Origin of the sequence: Mycobacterium sp. E2733, from assembly GCF_001667585.1 — a bacterium.
GTDB lineage: Bacteria > Actinomycetota > Actinomycetes > Mycobacteriales > Mycobacteriaceae > Mycobacterium.
On the sequence record NZ_LZJZ01000015.1, the window covers coordinates 165,368 to 185,579 of the forward strand.

Here is a 20,212-nt window from a genome sequence, read left to right on the forward strand (position 1 = left end):
CCGGCGCAAAGAATCTGCCGCTCGACGCCTTCCCCGGGCAGCCCTCCCGGCCTAGTCTCTATGCCATCCAGCCAGAGGAGGCCCCGTGAGCGAGCTAGAAGTGAAGATGATCATCCTGTCGACCGACGATCTCGACGAGTCGATCCGGTTCTACAGCGAGACCCTGGGAATGCCGCTGAAATTCCGCGACGGAGCGCACTTCGCTGCCCTCGACGGCGGGCCGGTCACGCTCGCGCTGGCGACTTCGGTGGACCATCCCATACCGGGTCAGGTCGTCGTCGGCATCAAGACCGCCGACGTCGACGCCGCGGCGAAGGCGGTGGAGGCCAGTGGGGGCGGTATCGTCAAAGCCCCGTACGACGACGCACACGAACGCCGCGCCGTGGTCTACGACAACAAGGGCAACGGCCTGGTGTTCTACAAACCGCTCGCCCGTTGACAACTACTTGCCGGTGCGTTCGCGGTGCCTGCACCCCGGCCAGCAGCACGGCCGGCGTTTGCCTTCTTCCAGCTCCTCCTGCGTCCGGCGGATGCGGCGCTGTCGGGTCGTTTCCTGCTTGGCGTCCTCGACCCAGCAGATGAATTCGTTGCGGGCCAAGGGCGTGATGTCCCTCCATGCGGCGAGGGCCGTGGCGTTGCCGATCAACGACTCGCGCAGGTCCGCCGGAAGTTTGTGCACCACCCCACCTGGTACGCGCTGGCTGCTCATAGGGTTAGGCTACCCGTCGTTCAAATATGCGCTGTCCTCGTGTAATTCGTCGCGGCGCAGGGTCATCGGCGTGAGGTCGGGGACGTCCCCGCCCGCGACCACGGCGCGGGTGAGGGGAGTGAGCGCTCGGAACAGCGTCTCCACTTCGTCGTCGCTGAGCGCGTCGAGCGCCGAGAGAGCGAGCGTGTCGGTGGACCGCTCGATGTGATCCTTGAGTTCCCGGCCGGCGGCGGTCAGGGAGCCGTCGTCGCCGAGCAGCCCGCGCGCGGCCAGGCGCTGCTCGTGGTGTCGCCACGCCGCTTCATCGTAATCGCGGGTGCGCGCGAGGTATTCGCGAGGGACCCCGCCCGCCGCGGCGTGTAAGACATTGGATTCTCGGCCCGAGATGCCGGCGGCCGCCAGCACCGCCACGTGCCCGTCGCCGCGCTGCTCGCGCAACAACGTGGTGGCGTGCCACAGCGCGGCCAGCGGATCGTCCGGCCACGGCAGTGCCCGGTTCGCGGCGAACAGCGGCCGCCCGTCGAGCGGTGCCTGGCGGGCCGCTTTACCCGCCAACTCCGCTGCGGCAGCGAGATTCTCGTTCCCCTCGAGCCCACAGCGGCGCAGCGCCGCGACCGCGGATTCCTGCCGGGCACGCAAGGCCGCGTCGGGTCCCGCGACCTGCCACGCCGCCGGCAACGCCTTGGCGACCCGCTTGGGCGCGAAGTTGTAGAAGATCGCGGTGACCACCTCGGGCGGCACCATGCCCAGGGGCGCCGACCGGGCCGCGAAGTAGCCCATCCAGAAACCCCGGTAGCCCAGTCCGTCCAGCGCCGCCCGCGCCTCCGGGGCGAAATACGTCACCGCGTGCACCGGCTCGAACCGGTCGAAGAAGCGTCGCGCCAGCACCGGATCTCGTTGCATGGTCGTAGTTAACCACCTTCAGGGTCGCCGGTGCTCAAAGCCTCAGCAGGCGCTCGGCGTTGCGGTGGGCGATCTTCTCGCGATCGGCCTGGCTGATCGGCATCCGATCGAGAAACTGCCGGCACGCCTTGATGTTTCCGTAGGGATAGTCGGCGGTGAAGACGACGCGGTCGATCCCGATGACGTTGACCATCGCCAGGTAGGCGTTGAAGGAGAGGCTCCAACTGGGATCCATCGCGCCGGGCTCCTGGCTGAAGAAATCACCGGCGAGGATGCCGCCGTAGAAGTTCTCCCGCAGGTATTCCTTCACCGTGCGCTTCAGGCCCGTCTCGGTTATCGGAAACGAATAGTCGGTCCGCCATCCCATCCAGCTCAGCGCCTCGAAGTGGTGACCGACGATGATTTGCAGCTGTGGGAACCGGTCGAACACCCCGCCGAGGATCAGCCGCAGGCAGTGCACCCCGGTGTCGATGTGCCAGCCGACCCCGGCGGCTGCCAACCGTGCCGTTATCTTCGGGTCGAAGCCGGCGTAGTAGGCATCGATGACGGGCGCCGGCGGCACGGTGGGGTGCAAAAAGATTGGCACACCCAGGGTTTCGGCGGATTCGAAAACCGGCCAGAAGTAGGTGTCGTCGAGATAGCGGCCGTTGACGTGGCCGTTGATCAGGGCGCCCACGAAGCCGTGATCGCGGACGGTGCGTTCGAGCTCGCCGGCGGCGGCCGCCGGGTCGCGCATCGGCAGGGTGGCGAACCCGCGGAACCGATCCGGGTGCCGGGCGATCGCTGCTGCCACTGCGTCGTTGGCCCGCCGGGCCAGCTCTATCGCCACCGCGGGTTCCAGCGTCTCGGGGCCCGGGACCGCGTGCGAGAGGATCTGCACGTCAATGCCCGCGGCGTCCATCGCCGCGACCCGCCCCTCGCCCACGTCGTTGATGCCGGGCGGCCATTCCCCATCCGCCCCGGCGGAACCGTAGCCCGCGTGCTTCAGCAATTCGGTCGCGGAGCCGAGCCCTTGATTGTGGTGCTCTTCGGCTATGGCCGGAAACCTGTAGTGCTCCTCGATACCGACGACCTTCATCCGTCTCCTCCCATACATGGAGAGCAACGAGCCCGGCGCGCTCGGCGTTCACGGGAGTACCCGGGACGGGCGGGGACCCGCTCCGCATAGTCTCGACCCCGTGACCATCCCGTATGACGACGCGCTGTGTGAGCGGATCCGGGGCCATCTGGAGGGCCATGACCGCCGCGAGGTGACCGACCCGTCAAAGCGGCACGCGGCGGTCGCCGTGGTGCTGGTCGACTCGACCCTCGGCGAGGACCGGGTCGATCCGGCGCCGGTGGACGAGTGGAACGGTGACCGCCCGATGCCGGGGGCCGGACTCGACGGCCGGATGGTCGGCGTATCCGGCGGCGCGGCATTCCTGTTGTGCCGCAGGGCATCCCGTCTCACCTCACACGCCGCGCAGTGGGCGCTGCCCGGTGGCCGACTCGACGCGGGCGAGACCGCCGTCGACGCGGCGTTGCGGGAGTTGCGCGAAGAGGTCGACATCACGCTGCCCGACTCGACCGTGCTCGGACTCCTGGACGACTACCCGACCCGGTCCGGGTACGTCATCACCCCGGTGGTGATCTGGGGTGGCGGCCGACTCGATCCCCGGCCGGCGCCGGACGAGGTGGTGGCGGTGTACCGGGTGGGACTGCACCAATTGCAACGCGACGATTCGCCGCGGTTCATCACCATCCCGGAGAGCCCCCGCCCGGTCGTGCAGATCCCGCTGGGGAACGACCTCATTCACGCACCAACCGGCGCCGTGCTGCTGCAGCTGCGATGGTGGTGCCTGGAAGGTCGCCACGACCCGGTCGACGAACTCGAGCAACCGGTCTTCGCCTGGCGGTGACCGGCTTACTCCTTAGCCGGCGCGGAAAGGCGGCGGTCGACCGCGGCCAGCGCGCGCTCGGCCCACCGAATGTTCTCTTCCTCGAACGCGATTCCGCGCAGCAGCGTCAGGTAGGGACCGATTCGCCGGGCGTGGGCCAGAAAGTCCTCCTCGTCGCGCCCCTCGAGCAAGCGCGCGCGCAACCGCTCGTAGCGTTGCAGTTTGGCCGTCGCCCATTGCAGTCGTTCGACGATCGACTCACGCACCGCGCGCGTGTCACCGGCATCTGCGGCCTGGACCTTCACCAGCAGCTCATCGCGGATCACCGACGGCTTCGGCGGCTTCGCGGTGAACTCCTGGATCGCGCTGCGGCCGGCATCGGTCAGGGAGAACAGGCGCTTGTTGGGCCGGCGCTCTTGGTGCACCACCCGCGCCGCGATGAGACCTTGCCCGGCGAGCCGGTCGAGTTCGCGGTACAGCTGCTGCGGGGTGGCCATCCAGAAGTTCGCGACCGAAGCGTCGAATTCTTTGGCCAGGTCGTAACCGGACGACTCCCCCTCGAGGAGGGCCGCCAATACCGCATCGCGCAGCGACATCGAAAAAGGCTACAACGAGATGACTAATCAACAAAGTGATTAATCGCACTATGGACACGCCGGCCCCCACGGCATAGCGTCAACGGCACTTCTGAAACGAATTCTCTAGGCGAGGTGTCGAGATGCATCCGTTCCGCAAGGCGGTCGAAGAACGCGACGAGAAGGGCATCCAGGCGCTGCTCGCCAACGACGTGGTGTTCACCAGCCCTGTCGTGTTCAAGCCCTACGTCGGCAAGCCGATAGCCTCGGCGATCCTGCGCGGTGCGATGCGCATCTTCGAGGACTTCCGCTATACGCGTGAGATCCACGACCCCAACGGTCACGACCACGCGTTCGTGTTCGAGACCGGGGTAGTGGGAGCGCCGGGGCTCAAGATCACCGGTTGCGACTTCCTGCATTTCAACGACGACGGTCTCATCGACGACTTCATGGTGATGGTCCGCCCGCTCTCGGGCGCGAGGGCGGTGTCAGAGGCGATGGGTGCCCAGTTCGACAGAATCCAGCGGGAGGCGCTCGAACTCGCCGATGAGTTCAGCACCGCGTAGGAGCAGGCGAGCATGCGAATTGGATTGGGCATCAACTACGCCGGCGGTTTCAAGGACGTGGCCGCCGAAGTGGCCGACCTCGAGCGCGCCGGACTCGACATTGTCTTTGTCCCCGAAGCGTATTCGTTCGACGCCGTGAGCGCGCTGGGTTACCTGGCCGCCAGCACAGACCGGGTCGGACTGGCATCCGGGATCTTGCAGCTCTACACCAGAACACCCACGTTGACCGCGATGACCGCCGCCGGCCTCGACTACGTGTCCGACGGCCGGTTCACGCTCGGTTTGGGTGCCTCCGGCCCACAGGTCATCGAGGGCTTCCACGGTGTCCCCTACGACGCGCCGATCGCCCGGACCCGCGAAGTGATCGACATATGCCGAAAGGTGTGGCGGCGCGAGACGCTCAAACACCAGGGCAAGTACTACACGATCCCGCTGCCCGCCGGGCAGGGCACCGGGCTTGGCAAGCCGCTCAAGCTCATCAATCAGCCCGTCCGGCAACGTATTCCGATACTGGTCGCTGCGCTGGGTCCCAAGAATGTCGAGCTGGCGGCCGAGATCGCCGAGGGATGGCAGCCGATCTTCTACTTGCCCGAGAAGGCGCGGGAGGTGTGGGGAGAGGCGCTGGCCGCCGGCCGCGCCAAGCGCGACCCCAGTCTGGGTGAGCTCGACATCTACGCCGGACCGGTGCTGGCGATCGGCGAAAACGTGGAAACACTCAGGGAATTCGTCAAACCTCATCTGGCCCTATACATAGGCGGGATGGGCGCCAAGGGCAAGAACTTCTACCACACCCTGGCCACCAGGTACGGTTACGGCCCGCAGGCCGACCGCATCCAGGAGCTCTACCTGGCCGGGGACAAGGAGGGCGCCGCCAAGGTCGTGCCCGACGACCTCGTGCGAGATGTGAACCTCATCGGTAGCCGCGAATTCGTGAAGGATCGCGTCGCCGCGTTCCGGGAGGCGGGGGTCACCACCCTCAACGTCTCGCCCATCGCATCCACGCCCGCCGAGCGGATCAAGCTGATCGAGACTCTCCGCGAACTCCTCTGATCACCCCTCAGGCGACCGCTGTAGCGCCGGCAGCACGTCACCAACGCGACCAGCGTGATCGAAAAACACACGGCCAGAACGACGAACGGCAATGCGCGCTGATTGTGCGGAAAGTAGGTCGCCGTGTGGATGGCGGTGACCGTGGCAGCTCCCGGGGGTGGGCCTGCCCAGGGCCACCGTGTAGGCGGCGGCGAACGTCTACGTCATGACGAGCGCGATGGCCATAACCGTGGCGTCCTTGCGGATCTCGAGGGGAATGCGCCGGAGGGACAATCCATGTACCGCCGGGCGGGCCGGTTTCCACGAATCGTCACCATCGTCAGCCGCCGGCGGCACGGTGCTGACGGAAGCGTCTCCAATCATGGTGGGGCGGCACTTCTCCGGTCCAACGGCGGCGCTCGGCGAAACTCGAGGCCCGCCGCGGAGTGAGGCTGCGGCGGTCAGCCCTGGCGGTGGGCGTCTCGGCGAAGTCGAACCGCTCGACTCACGGCCATCAGCGAAGCCAGCGCCGCCATCACGGCGAGGACGGCCGTCGAAACCGTCGGCCCGACAGTCGTCAAGATCAGCGGCAGGCCGAAGCCGACGTACGTCACGACGTAGAACGCGCCAACGAGCGCACCGCGCAAGCGTTTCGGCGCCGCGGCCTCCAGGTCGATCAAGCCCTCGCGCAAACATAGGCCGGACGCGCTGCCCAGCACCAGCAACAGCGGCAGCCCCAACGCGGGCGACATGGCCGGCGGGGCCAGCGCGGTGACCGCATACCCGAGGGCCGCGAGCACCGCGCCGGCGGTGCCGGCCTGCGGCCCCCACCTGCGCGCGCGAGCGAGCACCTGGATGAGCCCGCTGACGCCGTTGACCAACAACGTGGCGGTGGCGGCAGCCATCGGAGCCGCGAGCCCGGTGTGCACGCGGCCGGGAATCGTGATGAATCCCAGTGTCGCGGAGGCGAACACCCACGGCGCGAGCGGCATTGCCCAACTCAACGCCCGCGCAGTGCCCTGCCCGGTGCTTGTCGACGGCTCCCAAACCTGTTCGGTTGCCCGTGCGGTTGCCCCCGTGCGGCCCGCCACGACGACCGCGACCGCCATCGCGGCCACGCCGATGGCGGCTGCCATCCCGAATGACAACCGGATGCCGGCTGGACCCGCCCCGGCGATCAACGCCCCCGCGAATGGGCCGATCGCGAAACCGGCCATCAACACCGCGCCTGCCGCGGCCGCCCCGGCGGGACCTTTCAGGTCGGAGGCCCACGCGGTGCAGGAACTCATGGCCAGCCCGACTCCCAGCCCGACGACCAGGCGTCCCAGCAGCAGAACGTCGTACTGCTGCGAACACAGCATGGCGAGGGTCCCGACCACCGCGGTCGCCGACCCGGCCAGTGCCACCGACCGACGCCCGAACCCATCCGAGGCGCGCCCGCCGACGAGCAGACCCGGCAGCAATCCCAGCGCATAAATGCCGAAGATCGCGTCGAGCGTGGCCGAGCTGAGGTGCTGCCGAACGCTGAGCAAGGGCATCAACGCGACGAAGTGGTTGGCGACCCAGCCGATGGACAGCAACAACACCAAGACGCCGGCGAACGTGGCCCGGACCGTATCCCGGCTGTCACGCTTTTCCAGCGTGGCCAAAGACGACGGCGGAGTTGACCCGGTGGACCAGGACACTTGACGTTCCTCCCCTCGGGTCTCGGCGCGATCGGAGCCGACGAACCCGAAACGACGACTTGGACGTGGCAGTTATTCCCGTTCGCGCGCGAGATGCACGCGGCGCAAACGGATCAGTTACCGGGGCAATCTCTCTGCGGGGTTTCAAATCGATCGTTTTGGTGTACTGATACCACTACTCGGCTCCAGGGAGGCAAATGATGAAGCAAATCGCGGCCGCCACGTTCGCGCTCGCCGTGCTGCTGTCCAGCGCGTGTTCGGCCTCACAGGTCATCAACACCGGCGGCGACACCAAGTGCAAGGACTTCACCTCGCAGGACGAGAAGAAGCAGAACGACGAGGTCAGCAAAATGCTGAAGGACAAGAACGGCACTGACCCCTCCAACGCCGAGATATCGGCCACCCGGCTGTCGGCGTTGACCTACTGCCAAACGCTGGGCAAGCCGGACACCAAGATTTCCGAGGCGCCCCACGGCTGACTGTGGTTGCCGGCGGCGCCGCCGGAACACGCACCGTGCTGCCCGCGGTGAAAATCCGAACGGTATTGCCGCGCAACTGGCTGCCGGGAACGACGGCTTATCGAAGCTCTAACGGGATGGCCACGACCTTCGTCGGCGGCCTCAAGCATCTGCCAATCCGCCATTCGCTCAAGTGAATCGGTGATCTCGGTCAGCTCACGACCAGCCCGTCAGGCAGCTCGTCCTCCAAGACCGCCTGCGCGAGCAGTTCACCCAGCAGCGGACCGAACTTCATCAGGTTGCTGCCGGCGAACGCGACGACGCGGCCGCGCCGCCGCACGGTCCAGCCGTCACCACCCAAGTCGAGCCACGGCGCGCGAACCGTCACGCAGTCCACCCGGCCCACCGGTGAAAGCGCCGGGAACAGCGCGCGCACCGTCGCGGGATCCGGCATCTCCTGCCCGAACGCCCACCGCCCCGTGCTGCCGAGCGGCAGCCCGTAGCCCTCGGGCGCCGACAGGCATGCCGCACCCGTCGCATCGGCGCCCTCGTAGGAGAACCGGGTGTGCGGGGCGAACTCCAACCCAAGCGCGCCGAAGAGCTCCGGCGTCCGCACCCCGGCACAGATCAGCACCCGCTCGCCCCGCAGCGCCGTCCCGTCCGCGAGTGTCGCCGCGCCGTCGTCGGCGACCGACACGACATCCCCGCGCCGGACGTCGACCCGTCGCGCCAGCGCGGACAGCGCCCGGCGGACGCGCAGGCTGCCGCCGAGCGGATCGAACACACCGCCCGCCCATCGCGGGGAGGCGAACGGGATCCGCGTGGCGATTTCGGCGGGGTCCACCCAACGGAACTCCGCGCCGGCCTCCGTCATGGCCGCCGCGGTCTCATCACAGGTGCCGGCGGCGATGAACCCCTCCGGGCCCAGCAGTCGGCCCACGCCGAGTTCGGCTTCCCAGCGTTGCCACCCGGCGCGGGCCCGCAAGGCGAGGCGGCACAGCGCCGGGCGGCGATGGGCGATCCGGAAGATGCGGGCCAGTCCCGTGGACTGCTCGCCGAACGGCCGGCCGCGCTCCAGCACGATCGCGGACTTCCCGCGCCGCGCCAGCTCGTAGCCGGCGGCCAACCCGCACACCCCCGCGCCGACGATGACGATCACGCGGTCGGCATACCCACGCGACTAGAAAAAGAACCCGGCATGGGGCGCGTCCGGCACCGCGAACAGCCGGTCGGCCACGACCACTGCCGACGGGTCGTCGGCCCGGGCCAACCCGGCGATGGCGAGGTCTCGCCAGGTCGTGCCCCCGAGCAGAACGCCGGCCAGCCCCTCGACGTCGACCTCCACTTGCGCCCACCGCTCGGTCGGTTCGGCACCGGCCCCGGTGACGGTGAAGCTCCGCGAATTGTCCGGCAGCATGCGGTCTTTCACCGCGATGGTGACTGCGCCGTCGCCGCCGTAGTGGCGTATCGCCAGCGCCCGCGGCACGTCGATGACCCGCAGCCACGTCTCGTCGTGCACCGCGCCGACCCGCGCCGCCCGCCGGTCGGCCAGTAGCCACGGCAGCGGGTCGTCGAGCGGCCGCATCCAAAACACCACGCGGTCAATGAGATCCAGCCCGAGCAGGAACCGCAACAGTCCCAGGTAGGCCTCCGCGGTGGGCGCGAAGAAGTCCTCGACGGCGATGGTGCGCTGGTCGCTGACGAACCACCTCTCGGTGTCGACCGGACGGTAGCGGGCGAACCCCGATTCGGCTCCCGGAGCACCGTGCACCGCGACATACGAAGGCTGCGGCGCCGATTCGGTGCGCAGCCGCAGACTCTGCCACCACACATCCGGCCGGTCGATGGTTCCCGGACGCGACGGACGATGCTGGGCATAGATGCGGGGCAACAGCTCCCATGCCTGCGCGGCGTCGATCAACCGCACGGGACCGCCCGGTCCGACGTCACGCCGCAGCGCCGCCCGAGCGGTGTGCACCTCGACCGTCTGCGACGAACTGGCGACGCCGTATCCGTACCGGCCGTAGATCGTCGCCTCCGAGGCCCGCAGCGATGCGACCACTTCGCCGCGGGCGGCGATGTCGCGCAACTGATGACGGATCAGCTCCGTGGCGATGCCCTGCCGGGTGAACGACGGCAGCACCCCGATATGCGTGACGGCGGCGTGCCCCACCAGCGCGCCGCCCGGCAGCGTCATCCGGCTCGTCACGGCGTCCGCGGTGCCGACCAGTTGCCCCCCGACGAATGCGCCGACGGTGCGGCCAGGTTCGACCAACGTGGCGATCCGGCCGGGCGGCAGGTCGGGCAACGGCGGGAAGCCGATCATGGCCACGCGAAACAGGTTGGCCGCCGCCAGCAGGTCGTCCTCGTTGTCGAGGACCCGGATCTCGGTGGTCATCCGGCCATCATGTCGCGTGCCCGCCGCGGCACAACCCGCGGGATGCGGGCGCTAGCGAATCTGCAAGCCGGTCAACGCCCGCGAGATCACCAGGCGCTGGATTTCGCTGGTGCCCTCGAAAATGGTGAAGATCTTGGCGTCACGGTGCATCCGCTCCACGGGATAGTCGCGCGTGTAGCCGTTGCCGCCCAGGATCTGGATCGCCTCGTCGGTGACGTAGACGGCCGTTTCGCTGGCCACCAGCTTGGCCATCGAACCCTCCGCCGCGTCGAAGGATTGGTTGTTGCGCGCCATCCACCCGGCCCGCCACACCAGCAGACGGGCGGCATCGATGCGGCTTTTCATGTCGGCCAGCTTGAACGCCACCGCCTGGAATTCGCCGATCTTGCGGCCGAATTGCTCACGCTGGCAGGCATAGTCGAGGGCGTACTCGTAGGCGGCCCGGGCCACGCCGACCGCCATCGCGCCGACCGTTGGCCGGGTGCGCTCGAAGGTTTTCATCGCCGCCTGACTGCGCGCCGAGGCGCCCGACTTGACGCGGGCGATGCGCGCCTCGAACTTCTCCCGCCCACCGAGGATGTGGTCTTCGGGCAGTCGCACGTTGTCCAGCACCACCTCGGCGGTGTGGGACGCCCGAATGCCGTGCTTCTTGAACTTCTGTCCCTGCGCCAACCCGGTGACCCCCGCCGGGACGACGAAGGTGGCCTGGCCGCGGGTGCCGAGCTCGGGATAGACCGATGCCACCACGATGTGCACGTTGGCGATGCCGCCATTGGTGGCCCACGTCTTGGTGCCGTTGAGGACCCACTCCCCGGTCGCCTCGTCGTAGCGCGCCCGGGTGCGGATGGCGCCGACGTCAGAACCCGCGTCGGGCTCCGACGAGCAGAACGCGCCCAGCTTCGGCTCGTCGGCCGTACCGAACATCTCGGGCAGCCAGCGGCCCAGCTGTTCGGGAGTTCCGTTGCCCGCCAAGGCCGCCGCGGCCAAGCCGGTGCCCATGATCGACAGCGCGATGCCGGCGTCGCCCCAGAACATCTCCTCGAACGCGGTGAGCATGCCCAGGCCCGTGGGCTCGGCCGCCTGCTGCGCGAAGAAGTCGGGGGAGTACAGCCCCACCTTCGCGGCCTCCTGGATCACCGGCCACGGGGTTTCCTCCCGTTCGTCCCATTCCGAGGCGGCGGGGCGGATGACGTCGGCGGCGAACTTGTGCACCCAGTCGCGCACCTCGATCACGTCGTCGCTCAGTTGTAATGAGAAAGTCACGGTTTCACTCCTGAATCATTTGCTCTCAACGGTTTCCGTATTGCGCGAGGACGCTGACGGTCTGGCTGACCCACGCCTCGAAGTACCGCTCCTCGTCGATGTTGCCCGGCAGGCGGCCCGTCAGCGCCTGCAGCGTTGCGGCATAGGACAACGACCCGATGGCGACGGCGGCGGCGGCCTCCGGATCGGGGATGCGGGTGCGGCCAGACCGATTCGACGCGGCCAGTTCGTCGGCGAACCGTTGATAGGCGTTGTCGGTGATGACCTGCCAGGTCTTCTCGTCGAGATCGCCGAGCTCGTCGGGTTCCCGCAGCATGACCCTGAGCAGGTCCTCGCTTTCTTTGAGGTTGCTCCAGATCAGCTGGCCGGCCGTGCGCACCGCCTGGTCCACACTGCCGGGCTGCCCGGCGTCGTACTGCTCCCGCGCCGCCACGATGCTGTCGATCCGGTACGCGACGGCGGCCTCGAGCAGCTCGCGCTTCGAGCCGAAGTGTTTGTACAGCGCGCCGGATCCCGGCGCCAGACCCGATGCCCGCTGGATGTCGGCCACGGATGTCGCCGCGTACCCCTTGTCGGCGAAGAGCTTGAGCGCCGCGGCCAGCAGCCGATCGCGTCCCGAGCCGAGCATGGTGAGAGAGTACTCACTCACTGCGGCCCGGGGCAAACGGCCCCGGTCGCGGGCGCAGGGCGCCGGCCCGAAGAATGGCGCTAGATTCTCTGCGAAACACCACGAGGCCTGAGCGCGGCGATTCGATATGGGTGTGAAGGTTGTGGTCAGGCGTCGACACCGTCGTCGGCCGTCGCGGCGAGCTGCACAAGAGGAGCCTGACATTCGCGTGTTACCGCACGTAGATCTCCCGATGCGGGTGTTGTCGCTGCGCACCATCGTCGTCGTCGCGGCGCTGTCGGTGATCACCCTCGTCGTGCTGCTCGGCACCTGGGTGTGGGTCGGCGTCACCAACGACCAGTACAGCCAGCTAGACCGCCGGCTCGACTCGGTCAGCAGCCTTGGGGACATCAACTCGCTCCTCAACAACGTGGAGCACGCCAGCCCGGACCAGCCCATGCCGGACGGCAACCTGGTGCGCACCGCGCGCATCGGTGACGAGACCGTATCGGTGCCCAGCAATATCGTGCTGCCCAAGCTGCCCAACGGATACGCGAACACGACCATCGACGGGGTGCAATACCGCGTCCGCACCTTCTCCGCGGGACCCGCCTCGATCGCGCTGGCCGCACCGTTGGCCGAGGCCCAACACCGGATCAACGCGCTGCACCTGCGGGTGCTTTTGATTTGCGCCAGCGTCATCGGCGGCACGGTGGTCGTCGGCTGGGTGATCTCGCTGATCATGGTGAACCCGTTCCTGCTGCTGGCCCAGCAGGCCCGCGCCATCAACGCCCAGTCCAGCCCCGACGAAGTCCAGGTGCGCGGGGTGCGCGAGGCCGTCGAGATCGCCGAGGCCGTCGAAGGGATGCTGGCGCGCATCGGCAAGGAGCAACAGCGCACCAAGGCCGCCCTCGAGTCGGCCCGCGACTTCGCGGCGGTCGCCTCACACGAGTTGCGGACTCCGTTGACGGCCATGCGCACCAACCTGGAGGTGCTGTCCACCCTGGACCTGCCGCGTGAGCAGCGCCAGGAGGTCATCGGCGACGTCATACGCACCCAGAGCCGCATCGAGGGCACCCTGACGGCGCTGGAACGGCTGGCGCAGGGCGAGCTCACCACCGTCGACGACTTCGTCCCGTTCGACATCACCGAACTCTTGGACCGAGCTGCGCACGACGCCTTGCGCATCTACCCCGAGGTGGAGGTGTCGCTGGTGCCGTCGCCGACCGTGCTGATGGTGGGGTTGCCCACGGGGCTGCGGCTGGTGATCGACAACGCCATCGCCAACGCCGTCAAGCACGGCAACGCCGGCAAGATCCAGCTCACCGTGAGCAGCTCCAGCGAGGGCGTGGAGATAGCGATCGACGACGACGGCACCGGCGTGCCGGAATCCGAGCGGGCCACGGTGTTCGAGCGCTTCGCCCGCGGTTCGACGGCGTCGCGATCGGGATCCGGTCTTGGGCTGGCGCTGGTCGCCCAGCAGGCCGAACTCCACGGTGGCAGCGCGGCGTTGCAGACCAGCCCGCTCGGGGGCACCCGGCTGCTGCTGAAGCTGGCCGGCGATGGGCGCGGCCCCGCCTAGCTTCCGGCGCCATTTCCGCGGAGGGAAAACGGATGGGAACAGTTCGCCGATTCTCCGTTAAGGAATATGCACCGCGGGGCTCCCCTCTTCGGCCGTTTTCTGGGGCCCGTCATTACTTCCACGCATTCGCATGACCCACTCGCACTAAGGCTTTCGGCGGTGACTTCGTGACCAGTGTGTCTGCAGTGGCATACGTGGTTGTTTGACGGATGACTTATAGCGGGAATACCGCCGGTCAGGACAAACGCGTAATTTCCTGCGGTCGGCCGGAAGGAAAGCTTGTGAATACACGAACGGTCGAACCCCACTAGACTGATGCGCCAAGCCAGTCTTTTAGGCGCTGAGCAATCGGAGGGAAATCATGGTGCTGCAGGTGCAATCGGAGGCAGTGCTGGCGTCGTCATCCGCGGAGGCGGCCATCAGCGCCGAGACTCAGGCGGCGGCTTCGGCGGCCGCGCCGGTGCTATTGGGCGTACTGCCGATGGGCGGAGACCCCGACTCGGCGATGTTCGCGGCGGCGCTCAACGCGTGTGGCGGAAGCTACCTGGGAGTGGTTTCCGAGCACGCCGCCCAGCGCGGCTTGTTCTCCGGCGCGCAGAGCCTGGCTTCGGGAACGTACGTCGTCACCGAGCTCATGCGTAGCTTGGCGTTGGCGATCGGGGCCTGAGGCCGGCGACGCAAAAAGGGGGAAGTACGCATGGCCGATCCGGGGTGGGCCGCGCGTACGCCTGAGGACAACGATTTGTTGCTCAAGGCGGGCGCCGGCGTCGTCACCCATCTGGCCAACCAGGCCGCTTGGACGGCGCTCGCGGCCACCCATCATGGCTCGAGCATCGCCTCGACGATCAACACCGTAGCCACGTCGGCGAGCTGGGTTGGTGCCGGCTCCCTGGCCTCCGCGGCCAACGCCACCGCGCTGAACGCGTCGCTGCACGGGCTTGCCGGTTGGGTGGACGTCAAGCCGGCCGTGGTTTCGACCGCGGTCTCGGCGTATCAGATGGCGTACGGCTCGATGCGCCCCGCGCCCGAATGCATCGAGAACCGCACGGAATGCGCCACCGACTACGGCATCAACCCCCTCGTCCTCGGGGCTTTGACGCCCCGCATCACGTCGCTGGAGCTCGAGTACTTCGGGTCGATGTGGCCCAACAACTCCGCCGTGGGCGCCAGCTACGGGGCCATCCTCACCGCGTTGAGCCAAAGTCTGGCCATTCCGCCGCCGACGGCCACCATGGGCGCGTCGCCGGCGGCGCCGGCCGAGGCGGCTTCGGCGGTGGGACAAGCCGCTGCCAACGTCGGGGCCGGCGACGGCATGCGCGCCGCCATGCAGGGTGCGCAAACTGGCACGCAGGGCGCGGGCCAGGCGGCGTCGGGCGGCCAGGACTTCATGAGCCAGGCGGGCTCGTTCATGGAGCCGGTGCAATCGATGATGGGCACGGTCCCGCAGGCGATGCAGGCTCCCATGCAGATGATGCAGGCGCCGATGCAGATGATGCAGCCGCTGCAATCGATGATGGGCATGTTCGCCAATCCCGGTGCCGTGGCCGGGGCGGCGCCAGGAGTTTCGGCGGTCTCGGCGACGGAGATGTCGGCCGTCGGCGCATCGGGCGGCGGCGGGGCCGCATCCCTGGGCAGCGCGGGCATGCCCGCGACCAGCTTCACCCGTCCGGTCAGCGCGTTCGAGCCGGTCAGCAGTGGCCGGCCGGTGGGGTTGCGGCCGAGCGGGGCGTTGGGGGCCGAGGCCATGCGTCCGCAGACCACCACGGTCGGCGGTGGGACACCAGTGGGCGGCATGCCGGTGGGGCATGGGGCGGGAGGAGAGCGCGGATCCCGAGACAAATCCGAACAGCCCGCGACCGTGCGGGTTATCGATACCAGAGTGTGAAGCCGGCCCGGCGAAGGGTGAATCGACAGGTCCAAATAGCCCCCATACACTTCGCTTCACGCCCCAGGTAATTCCCCGGGGGAGGGCAGCAGTAGTTAGGAGAAACCGCAAGTGGACAGTTCAACAATCCAAGTATCGTCGCAGGTGCTACGTGATGCTTCGAACCACATTCAGGCGAACATGGAGCACGCGATCGCAATCGCTCAGGGCTACATCGCGAATCACGAAAACGTGATGAACCCTTCGACTTGGTCCGGTGAGGCGGTGACCGCGTCCCACGCGACGGCCATCGAAATTCAGAACGACCTGAACAAGGTCCTTTCCGGCGGAACCCGCCTGGCCGAGGGGCTCAAGCAGGCGGCGGCGTTGATGGAACACCACGAGGCGGATTCGTCACACGCCTTTAGCGCGCTATTCGGCGGCCACGGCTCCTAAACGACCCACTCACTCGTAATTTCATTCACGGTCTTTTGAAAGGAAGTTCGCAAATGTCCAACCCGATCACTTATAACCCGGGCGCCGTAGCCGATTTCGCTTCCGATGTCGGTTCCCGCGCCGGCCAGTTGCAGGGAATCTACGACGACACCTCGAACCGGACGAACCAGCTGACAGAATTCTTCGCCGGTCACGGTGCGAAGCAATTCTTCGAGGCGCAGGCGCAGATGTTGTCGGGGCTGCAGGGGCTGATCGACACCGTCAGCCAGCACGGAGTGACGACCTCGCACGTTCTGGACAACGCACTCGCTACCGACCAAAACATCGGCCATCTGTTCGGCTGAGACCGGCTGACCACCGCGATTGAAGGTGGGGCAGATGCGCGAGCGCATGTGCCCCCCTTCGGTGTCTGGCCCGCCGGTTCAGGGGCGCGCCGCCTGGAAAGCGAAGTGACATGCTGACTACCACGGTCGATGGCCTGTGGGTGTTGCAAGCGGTGGCCGGGGTGGAGCAGACCTGCCCCGAGCTGGGATTGCGGCCGTTGTTGCCGCGGCTCGACACCGCCGAGCGCGCGCTGGGCCACCCGATCGCGGCCGAGTTGAGGGCGGCCGGCGCCCTCGACGAGACCGACAACGTCGACCCGATGATCCGCGAATGGCTCACCGTCCTATTGCGGCGGGACTTGGCGTTGATGCTCATCATCGACGTGCCGGGGCACGAACCGACGCGGGTATCTATTTGCCGCTTTGCCAGCTGGTGGGTGGTGCTGGAACGCCACGACGAACTCATCCGCCTGTACCCGGCCGGTACCGCAAACGACGAGGGCGGGGCCAGCGAACTGGTGGTGGGGCAAGTCGAGCGGCTCTGCGGGGTGGCGGAGGCGGCGCCGTTGCGGCCGGTCACCTTGGACACCGAAGAATTGCTCGCGTCGGTGCGCGACTCCGCCAGCCTGCGGACATTTCTGCTCGCCCAGCGCCTCGACGCCGATCAATTGCAGCTGGTGCTCGCGGCCGCCGACCCCGCGCGCTCGGCGCGCGCGTCCATCGTCGCGCTGCAGGCTGGTGTCGGGCCGGACGAACTCGCGCGCATGGCGGTCGGCGATTCGTCCGTGTCCATCGTCGACACCCCCTCGGGACGCGTCTGCATAGAGTGCGTCATCTCGGGGCAGCGGCGCTATCAGATCGTCTCGCCCGGTTCGCGCAGCGACATCAGCGGCGCCGTGCAGCGGCTCATCCGCCGCTTGCCCGCGGGAGACGAGTGGTACTCGTATCGGCGGGTGGTCTGACGGGAGGACGATTTCTCAACTGACGCAAGATAAGTCAGTTAACCAATGCCGTGGAATAGCAACCTCTTACGCTCTTCAAGGGTTTGTTGATCGGTAAACGCGGTATCGCCGAGCGTGTTAGCATCGCGACGTGACGAGCCCTTGGAATGACCCGAATATGTCGGACGAAGGGGCGCTCAGACGGGGGGATCCGTCAGGGGGCCGCAACTTCCCGGATTCGGTGTCGGACACCATGCGCATTACCGATCTGGCCGCGCCGCGAAAGATTCCTCCGGGCTCGGGTTGGCGCAAATTCATCTATGTCATCTCTTTTAAGAAAATAAACCCCGGCGAATCGCCCAGTGAGCGGCACTACCGGGACTTGCAGAACCGTATCCGGCGGCACATCCGGCGTCAGTACGTCATCACGGTGGTCTCCGGTAAGGGCGGGGTAGGGGTTTCGACGATGGTCGCCTGCATCGGTGGGGTGTTCCGAGAATGCCGCCCGCAGAACGTGATTGCGATTGACGCCGTCCCGGGTTTCGGCACGCTGGCCGACCGCATCGACGAGTCGCCGCCGGGCGACTACACCGCCATCATCAATGACACGGACGTCCAGGGCTACGCGGACATCCGTGAACACTTGGGGCAGAACCCGATCGGGCTCGACGTGCTCGCCGGAAACCGCACGTCGGACCAGCCGCGGCCGCTGGTGCCGGCGATGTTCTCCGGGGTCCTGTCGCGGCTGCGGCGAACCCACACGGTGATGATCGTGGACACCTCGCCGGATTTGGAACACGAGGTGATGAAGCCGGTTTTGGAGAACACCGACACGCTCGTGTTCGTCTCCGGCATAACGGCGGACCGTTCTCGACCGGTGCTGCGGGCTGTGGATTATCTGCGCTCGCAGGGCTACCACGAGCTGGTCTCGCGAAGCACCGTGATCATCAACCACACGGATCAGATCGCCGACAAGGACGCGCTGGCGTACCTGACCGAGCGGTTCACCAAGGTCGGCGCCACCGTCGAGGAGATGCCGTTCGATCCGCACCTCGCCAAAGGCGGGCTCATCGACACGGTTCATGAATTAAAGAAAAAGACGCGGTTGCGGCTTTTTGAAATTACCGCCGGCCTGGCCGACAAATACATACCGGATGCGGAGCGGACGTCGTCGTGACATCAGCGCATAAGGTCGCTTTCCCGGCGCGTTGTGCGGTCAATATTTCCTACGAGAAGCATCTCTGCTCCCAAGTGTTCCCCGCCGGAATTCCGGTGGAGGGATTCTTCGAGGGAATGGTCGAGCTCTTCGACGCGGACCTGAAGCGCAAAGGTTTTGACGGCATTACGCTGCCGGCGGGCAGCTACGAACTGCACAAGATCAACGGGGTCCGGCTGGACATCAACAAGAGCCTGGACGAGTTGGGCGTGCAAGACGGGGACACCCTGGTGCTGGTGCCCCGGGTGGCCGGCGAATCCTTCGAACCGCAGTACGAGTCGTTGTCGACCGGCTTGGCGGCCATGGGCAAGTGGCTGGGCCGTGACGGCGGTGACCGGATGTTCGCCCCGGTGACGCCGCTGACGGCCGCGCACACCGCCGTCGCGATCATCGCGATGGCGACTGCGGTGGTGGTGGCGCTGACGCTACGGGCGCGAACGTTCACCGACGGTCCCGTTCCGGCCGCCGTATCCGGCGCCGTTGGCGTCTTGCTGGTGGTCGGGGCCGCCGTCGTGTGGTGGGGCTGGCCGGAGCGGCGCGACCTGTTCAGCGGGTTCGGCTGGCTGGCCGTGGTGTTGCTGGCCGTCGCGGGTGCATGCGCGCCGCCCGGGACCCTGGGGGCGGCGCACGCGGTGATCGGTCTCGTGATCGTGATCCTGGGTGCCATCGCGATCGGCGCGATGACACGCAAGCGGTGGCAGACCGCGGTCGTCACCGCGGTGGTGACGGTGAGCGGGATCCTCGCCGCCGTGGCCGTCGTCCGGATGTTCCGGCCGGCCTCGGCGCAGGTGCTTGCCATCTGCGTGCTGGTCGGATTGCTGATCCTGGTCAGGATGACCCCGCTGATCGCGCTGTGGGTGGCTCGGGTGCGGCCGCCGCACTTCGGATCGATCACCGGCCGCGACCTGTTCGCGCGCCGCGAGGGCATGCCCGTCGACACCGTCTCCCCGGTCAGCGAGGACGAATCGGAGGACGAGGACAACGAATTGACCGACATCACCGCGCGCGGCGCAGCGATCGCCGCCTCGGCGCGGCTGGTAAACGCGGTCCAGGTCGGTGTGTGCGTCGGGGTGTCGATCGTCCTGCCCGCGGCCGTGTGGGGGGTGCTGACGCCGGGGCGTCCCTGGGCGTGGTTGGCGCTGGTGGTCGCCGGACTCGTGGTGGGCATCTTCATCACCCAGGGCCGCGGATTCGCCGCCAAGTACCAGGCCGTCGGGCTCGCCTGCGGGGCCGCGGCCGCGGTATCCGCCGGAGTGGTCAAATACGCCATTGCCGGACCGAAAGACGTTGGGAGCGGACTGCTTTGGCCCGGGCTAGCCATCTCCGCGTTCGCGGCATGCGGTCTGGCCGCGGCGCTGCTGGTGCCCACGGTGCGGTTCAGGCCCTTCATCCGATTGACCGTGGAATGGGTGGAAGTATTGGCGTTCATCGTCTTGCTGCCCGCCGCGGCGGCCCTGGGAGGGCTGTTCACGTGGATTCGCCACTAAAGAGGGCGGCGGCGGCTGCTGCCGCCGTCACCATGGTCGCGTTGTCCGCGAATATCCCTGCGGCACAAGCCATCACCCCCCCGCAGGTGGATCCGGGCTTGGTGCCGCCCGACGGGCCGTCCAGGCCGGACCAACCGATGCGGCGGGCCAACAGCTGCTCGACGCCCATCACCGTGCGCAATCCCGATGTGGGGCAGCTGGCACCGGGCTTCAACCTGCTCAACATCAGTAAGGCGTGGCAATACAGCACCGGCAACGGTGTACCGGTGGCGG

23 protein-coding genes and 1 pseudogene are annotated in these 20,212 nt (G+C 67.6%); 15 read left to right on the plus strand and 9 right to left on the minus strand.

All coding sequences use genetic code 11. From position 1 onward, the window contains the following. Positions 1-85 precede the first annotated feature (85 nt). Positions 86-439 (plus strand): VOC family protein, encoded by a 354-nt coding sequence (locus tag A5678_RS02975; RefSeq protein WP_068038140.1) that lies wholly within the window; start codon positions 86-88, stop codon positions 437-439. A gap of 3 nt (positions 440-442) precedes the next feature. Here A5678_RS02975 and A5678_RS02980 read toward each other — a convergent pair whose 3' ends face one another. Genes A5678_RS02980 through A5678_RS02990 form a run of 3 tightly spaced genes read right to left on the minus strand, consistent with a single transcriptional unit; the run spans position 443 to position 2,690 of the window. Next, entirely contained in the window at positions 443-709 is a 267-nt protein-coding gene (locus tag A5678_RS02980) for a YdeI/OmpD-associated family protein (protein ID WP_068038143.1), read from the minus strand. Between the two features lie 9 nt (positions 710-718). Then, a complete protein-coding gene (locus A5678_RS02985; RefSeq protein ID WP_068038145.1) occupies positions 719-1,612 on the minus strand; it encodes a hypothetical protein in 894 nt (297 codons plus the stop codon). Positions 1,613-1,646: 34 nt separating this feature from the next. Continuing rightward, positions 1,647-2,690, minus strand: coding sequence for an amidohydrolase family protein (locus tag A5678_RS02990; RefSeq protein ID WP_068038149.1), 1,044 nt, complete (start codon positions 2,688-2,690; stop codon positions 1,647-1,649). A gap of 100 nt (positions 2,691-2,790) precedes the next feature. Here A5678_RS02990 and A5678_RS02995 point away from each other — a divergent pair, with 100 nt between their 5' ends. Beyond that, on the plus strand, positions 2,791-3,510 hold the full coding sequence (locus tag A5678_RS02995) for a CoA pyrophosphatase (RefSeq protein WP_068038152.1): 720 nt from the start codon (positions 2,791-2,793) through the stop codon (positions 3,508-3,510). 5 nt (positions 3,511-3,515) lie between these two features. Here the strand turns inward: A5678_RS02995 and A5678_RS03000 are convergent, their stop codons facing one another. After that, the gene (locus tag A5678_RS03000; protein WP_068038155.1) at positions 3,516-4,085 is read right to left on the minus strand and encodes a PadR family transcriptional regulator; all 570 of its coding nucleotides are present in this window, start codon (positions 4,083-4,085) and stop codon (positions 3,516-3,518) included. 122 nt (positions 4,086-4,207) lie between these two features. On the opposite strand from A5678_RS03000, the gene A5678_RS03005 reads away from it, so the two are divergent. Both A5678_RS03005 and A5678_RS03010 read left to right on the plus strand, forming a co-directional pair. Next, a complete protein-coding gene (locus tag A5678_RS03005; RefSeq protein WP_068038158.1) occupies positions 4,208-4,630 on the plus strand; it encodes a nuclear transport factor 2 family protein in 423 nt (140 codons plus the stop codon). A 12-nt stretch (positions 4,631-4,642) separates the two neighbouring features. Continuing rightward, positions 4,643-5,680 (plus strand): LLM class F420-dependent oxidoreductase, encoded by a 1,038-nt coding sequence (locus tag A5678_RS03010; protein WP_068038162.1) that lies wholly within the window; start codon positions 4,643-4,645, stop codon positions 5,678-5,680. A gap of 440 nt (positions 5,681-6,120) precedes the next feature. Here the strand turns inward: A5678_RS03010 and A5678_RS03015 are convergent, their stop codons facing one another. Beyond that, a complete protein-coding gene (locus A5678_RS03015) occupies positions 6,121-7,344 on the minus strand; it encodes an MFS transporter (RefSeq protein WP_231983559.1) in 1,224 nt (407 codons plus the stop codon). A gap of 197 nt (positions 7,345-7,541) precedes the next feature. On the opposite strand from A5678_RS03015, the gene A5678_RS03020 reads away from it, so the two are divergent. Further along, positions 7,542-7,823 (plus strand): hypothetical protein, encoded by a 282-nt coding sequence (locus A5678_RS03020; protein ID WP_068038168.1) that lies wholly within the window; start codon positions 7,542-7,544, stop codon positions 7,821-7,823. 2 nt (positions 7,824-7,825) lie between these two features. After that, positions 7,826-7,999, plus strand: a complete 174-nt coding sequence (locus A5678_RS26955) for a hypothetical protein (protein ID WP_156746735.1) — start codon at positions 7,826-7,828, stop codon at positions 7,997-7,999. Positions 8,000-8,013: 14 nt separating this feature from the next. Here the strand turns inward: A5678_RS26955 and A5678_RS03025 are convergent, their stop codons facing one another. From A5678_RS03025 to A5678_RS03040, 4 genes are read right to left on the minus strand one after another with little or no spacing between them, the layout of a single operon-like run. Next, entirely contained in the window at positions 8,014-8,961 is a 948-nt protein-coding gene (locus tag A5678_RS03025; RefSeq protein WP_068038171.1) for an FAD-binding oxidoreductase, read from the minus strand. A gap of 21 nt (positions 8,962-8,982) precedes the next feature. Then, on the minus strand, positions 8,983-10,200 hold the full coding sequence (locus tag A5678_RS03030; protein WP_068038175.1) for a GNAT family N-acetyltransferase: 1,218 nt from the start codon (positions 10,198-10,200) through the stop codon (positions 8,983-8,985). A gap of 51 nt (positions 10,201-10,251) precedes the next feature. Continuing rightward, on the minus strand, positions 10,252-11,463 hold the full coding sequence (locus tag A5678_RS03035) for an acyl-CoA dehydrogenase family protein (protein ID WP_068038178.1): 1,212 nt from the start codon (positions 11,461-11,463) through the stop codon (positions 10,252-10,254). Between the two features lie 25 nt (positions 11,464-11,488). Next, on the minus strand, positions 11,489-12,091 hold the full coding sequence (locus A5678_RS03040) for a TetR/AcrR family transcriptional regulator (RefSeq protein ID WP_156746736.1): 603 nt from the start codon (positions 12,089-12,091) through the stop codon (positions 11,489-11,491). Between the two features lie 232 nt (positions 12,092-12,323). Between A5678_RS03040 and A5678_RS03045 the strand changes: the two genes are divergently transcribed. The 9 genes and pseudogenes from A5678_RS03045 to A5678_RS03085 all read left to right on the plus strand — a co-directional run. Beyond that, a complete protein-coding gene (locus A5678_RS03045) occupies positions 12,324-13,652 on the plus strand; it encodes a sensor histidine kinase KdpD (protein ID WP_068038181.1) in 1,329 nt (442 codons plus the stop codon). A 361-nt stretch (positions 13,653-14,013) separates the two neighbouring features. Next, positions 14,014-14,319: a PE domain-containing protein gene (locus A5678_RS03050; protein WP_067946481.1), complete on the plus strand. Its 306-nt coding sequence runs from the start codon at positions 14,014-14,016 to the stop codon at positions 14,317-14,319. A 30-nt stretch (positions 14,320-14,349) separates the two neighbouring features. Next, positions 14,350-15,537 carry a PPE family protein gene (locus tag A5678_RS03055; protein ID WP_068038184.1) on the plus strand — a complete coding sequence of 396 codons (1,188 nt, stop codon included), beginning with the start codon at positions 14,350-14,352 and terminating at the stop codon, positions 15,535-15,537. Between the two features lie 111 nt (positions 15,538-15,648). Then, positions 15,649-15,972, plus strand: coding sequence for a WXG100 family type VII secretion target (locus A5678_RS03060; RefSeq protein ID WP_068038188.1), 324 nt, complete (start codon positions 15,649-15,651; stop codon positions 15,970-15,972). A gap of 53 nt (positions 15,973-16,025) precedes the next feature. Continuing rightward, on the plus strand, positions 16,026-16,316 hold the full coding sequence (locus A5678_RS03065) for a WXG100 family type VII secretion target (RefSeq protein WP_068038190.1): 291 nt from the start codon (positions 16,026-16,028) through the stop codon (positions 16,314-16,316). 110 nt (positions 16,317-16,426) lie between these two features. Next, entirely contained in the window at positions 16,427-17,257 is an 831-nt protein-coding gene (locus A5678_RS03070; RefSeq protein WP_068038193.1) for an ESX secretion-associated protein EspG, read from the plus strand. Between the two features lie 130 nt (positions 17,258-17,387). Then, positions 17,388-18,413, plus strand: a complete 1,026-nt coding sequence (locus tag A5678_RS03075; RefSeq protein ID WP_156746737.1) for a MinD/ParA family protein — start codon at positions 17,388-17,390, stop codon at positions 18,411-18,413. Next, positions 18,410-19,939 carry a type VII secretion integral membrane protein EccD gene (eccD, locus tag A5678_RS03080; protein ID WP_082945361.1) on the plus strand — a complete coding sequence of 510 codons (1,530 nt, stop codon included), beginning with the start codon at positions 18,410-18,412 and terminating at the stop codon, positions 19,937-19,939. Before A5678_RS03075 ends, eccD begins: the two co-directional genes overlap by 4 nt. 32 nt (positions 19,940-19,971) lie before the next feature. After that, a pseudogene (locus A5678_RS03085) lies at positions 19,972-20,212 on the plus strand (type VII secretion-associated serine protease); the annotation flags it as partial.

Bases quoted from the DNA above. Each gene is read 5' to 3' on its own strand.
- A5678_RS03065 (WP_068038190.1), top strand. From the start codon at position 16,026: ATGTCCAACCCGATCACTTATAACCCGGGCGCCGTAGCCGATTTCGCT.
- A5678_RS03050 (WP_067946481.1), top strand. From the start codon at position 14,014: ATGGTGCTGCAGGTGCAATCGGAGGCAGTGCTGGCGTCGTCATCCGCG.
- A5678_RS03020 (WP_068038168.1), top strand. From the start codon at position 7,542: ATGATGAAGCAAATCGCGGCCGCCACGTTCGCGCTCGCCGTGCTGCTG.
- A5678_RS03005 (WP_068038158.1), top strand. From the start codon at position 4,208: ATGCATCCGTTCCGCAAGGCGGTCGAAGAACGCGACGAGAAGGGCATC.
- A5678_RS03045 (WP_068038181.1), top strand. From the start codon at position 12,324: ATGCGGGTGTTGTCGCTGCGCACCATCGTCGTCGTCGCGGCGCTGTCG.
- A5678_RS02980 (WP_068038143.1), bottom strand. From the start codon at position 709: ATGAGCAGCCAGCGCGTACCAGGTGGGGTGGTGCACAAACTTCCGGCG.
- A5678_RS03040 (WP_156746736.1), bottom strand. From the start codon at position 12,091: ATGCTCGGCTCGGGACGCGATCGGCTGCTGGCCGCGGCGCTCAAGCTC.
- A5678_RS02985 (WP_068038145.1), bottom strand. From the start codon at position 1,612: ATGCAACGAGATCCGGTGCTGGCGCGACGCTTCTTCGACCGGTTCGAG.
- A5678_RS03030 (WP_068038175.1), bottom strand. From the start codon at position 10,200: ATGACCACCGAGATCCGGGTCCTCGACAACGAGGACGACCTGCTGGCG.
- A5678_RS03070 (WP_068038193.1), top strand. From the start codon at position 16,427: ATGCTGACTACCACGGTCGATGGCCTGTGGGTGTTGCAAGCGGTGGCC.
- A5678_RS03010 (WP_068038162.1), top strand. From the start codon at position 4,643: ATGCGAATTGGATTGGGCATCAACTACGCCGGCGGTTTCAAGGACGTG.
- A5678_RS02990 (WP_068038149.1), bottom strand. From the start codon at position 2,690: ATGAAGGTCGTCGGTATCGAGGAGCACTACAGGTTTCCGGCCATAGCC.
- A5678_RS03000 (WP_068038155.1), bottom strand. From the start codon at position 4,085: ATGTCGCTGCGCGATGCGGTATTGGCGGCCCTCCTCGAGGGGGAGTCG.
- A5678_RS03055 (WP_068038184.1), top strand. From the start codon at position 14,350: ATGGCCGATCCGGGGTGGGCCGCGCGTACGCCTGAGGACAACGATTTG.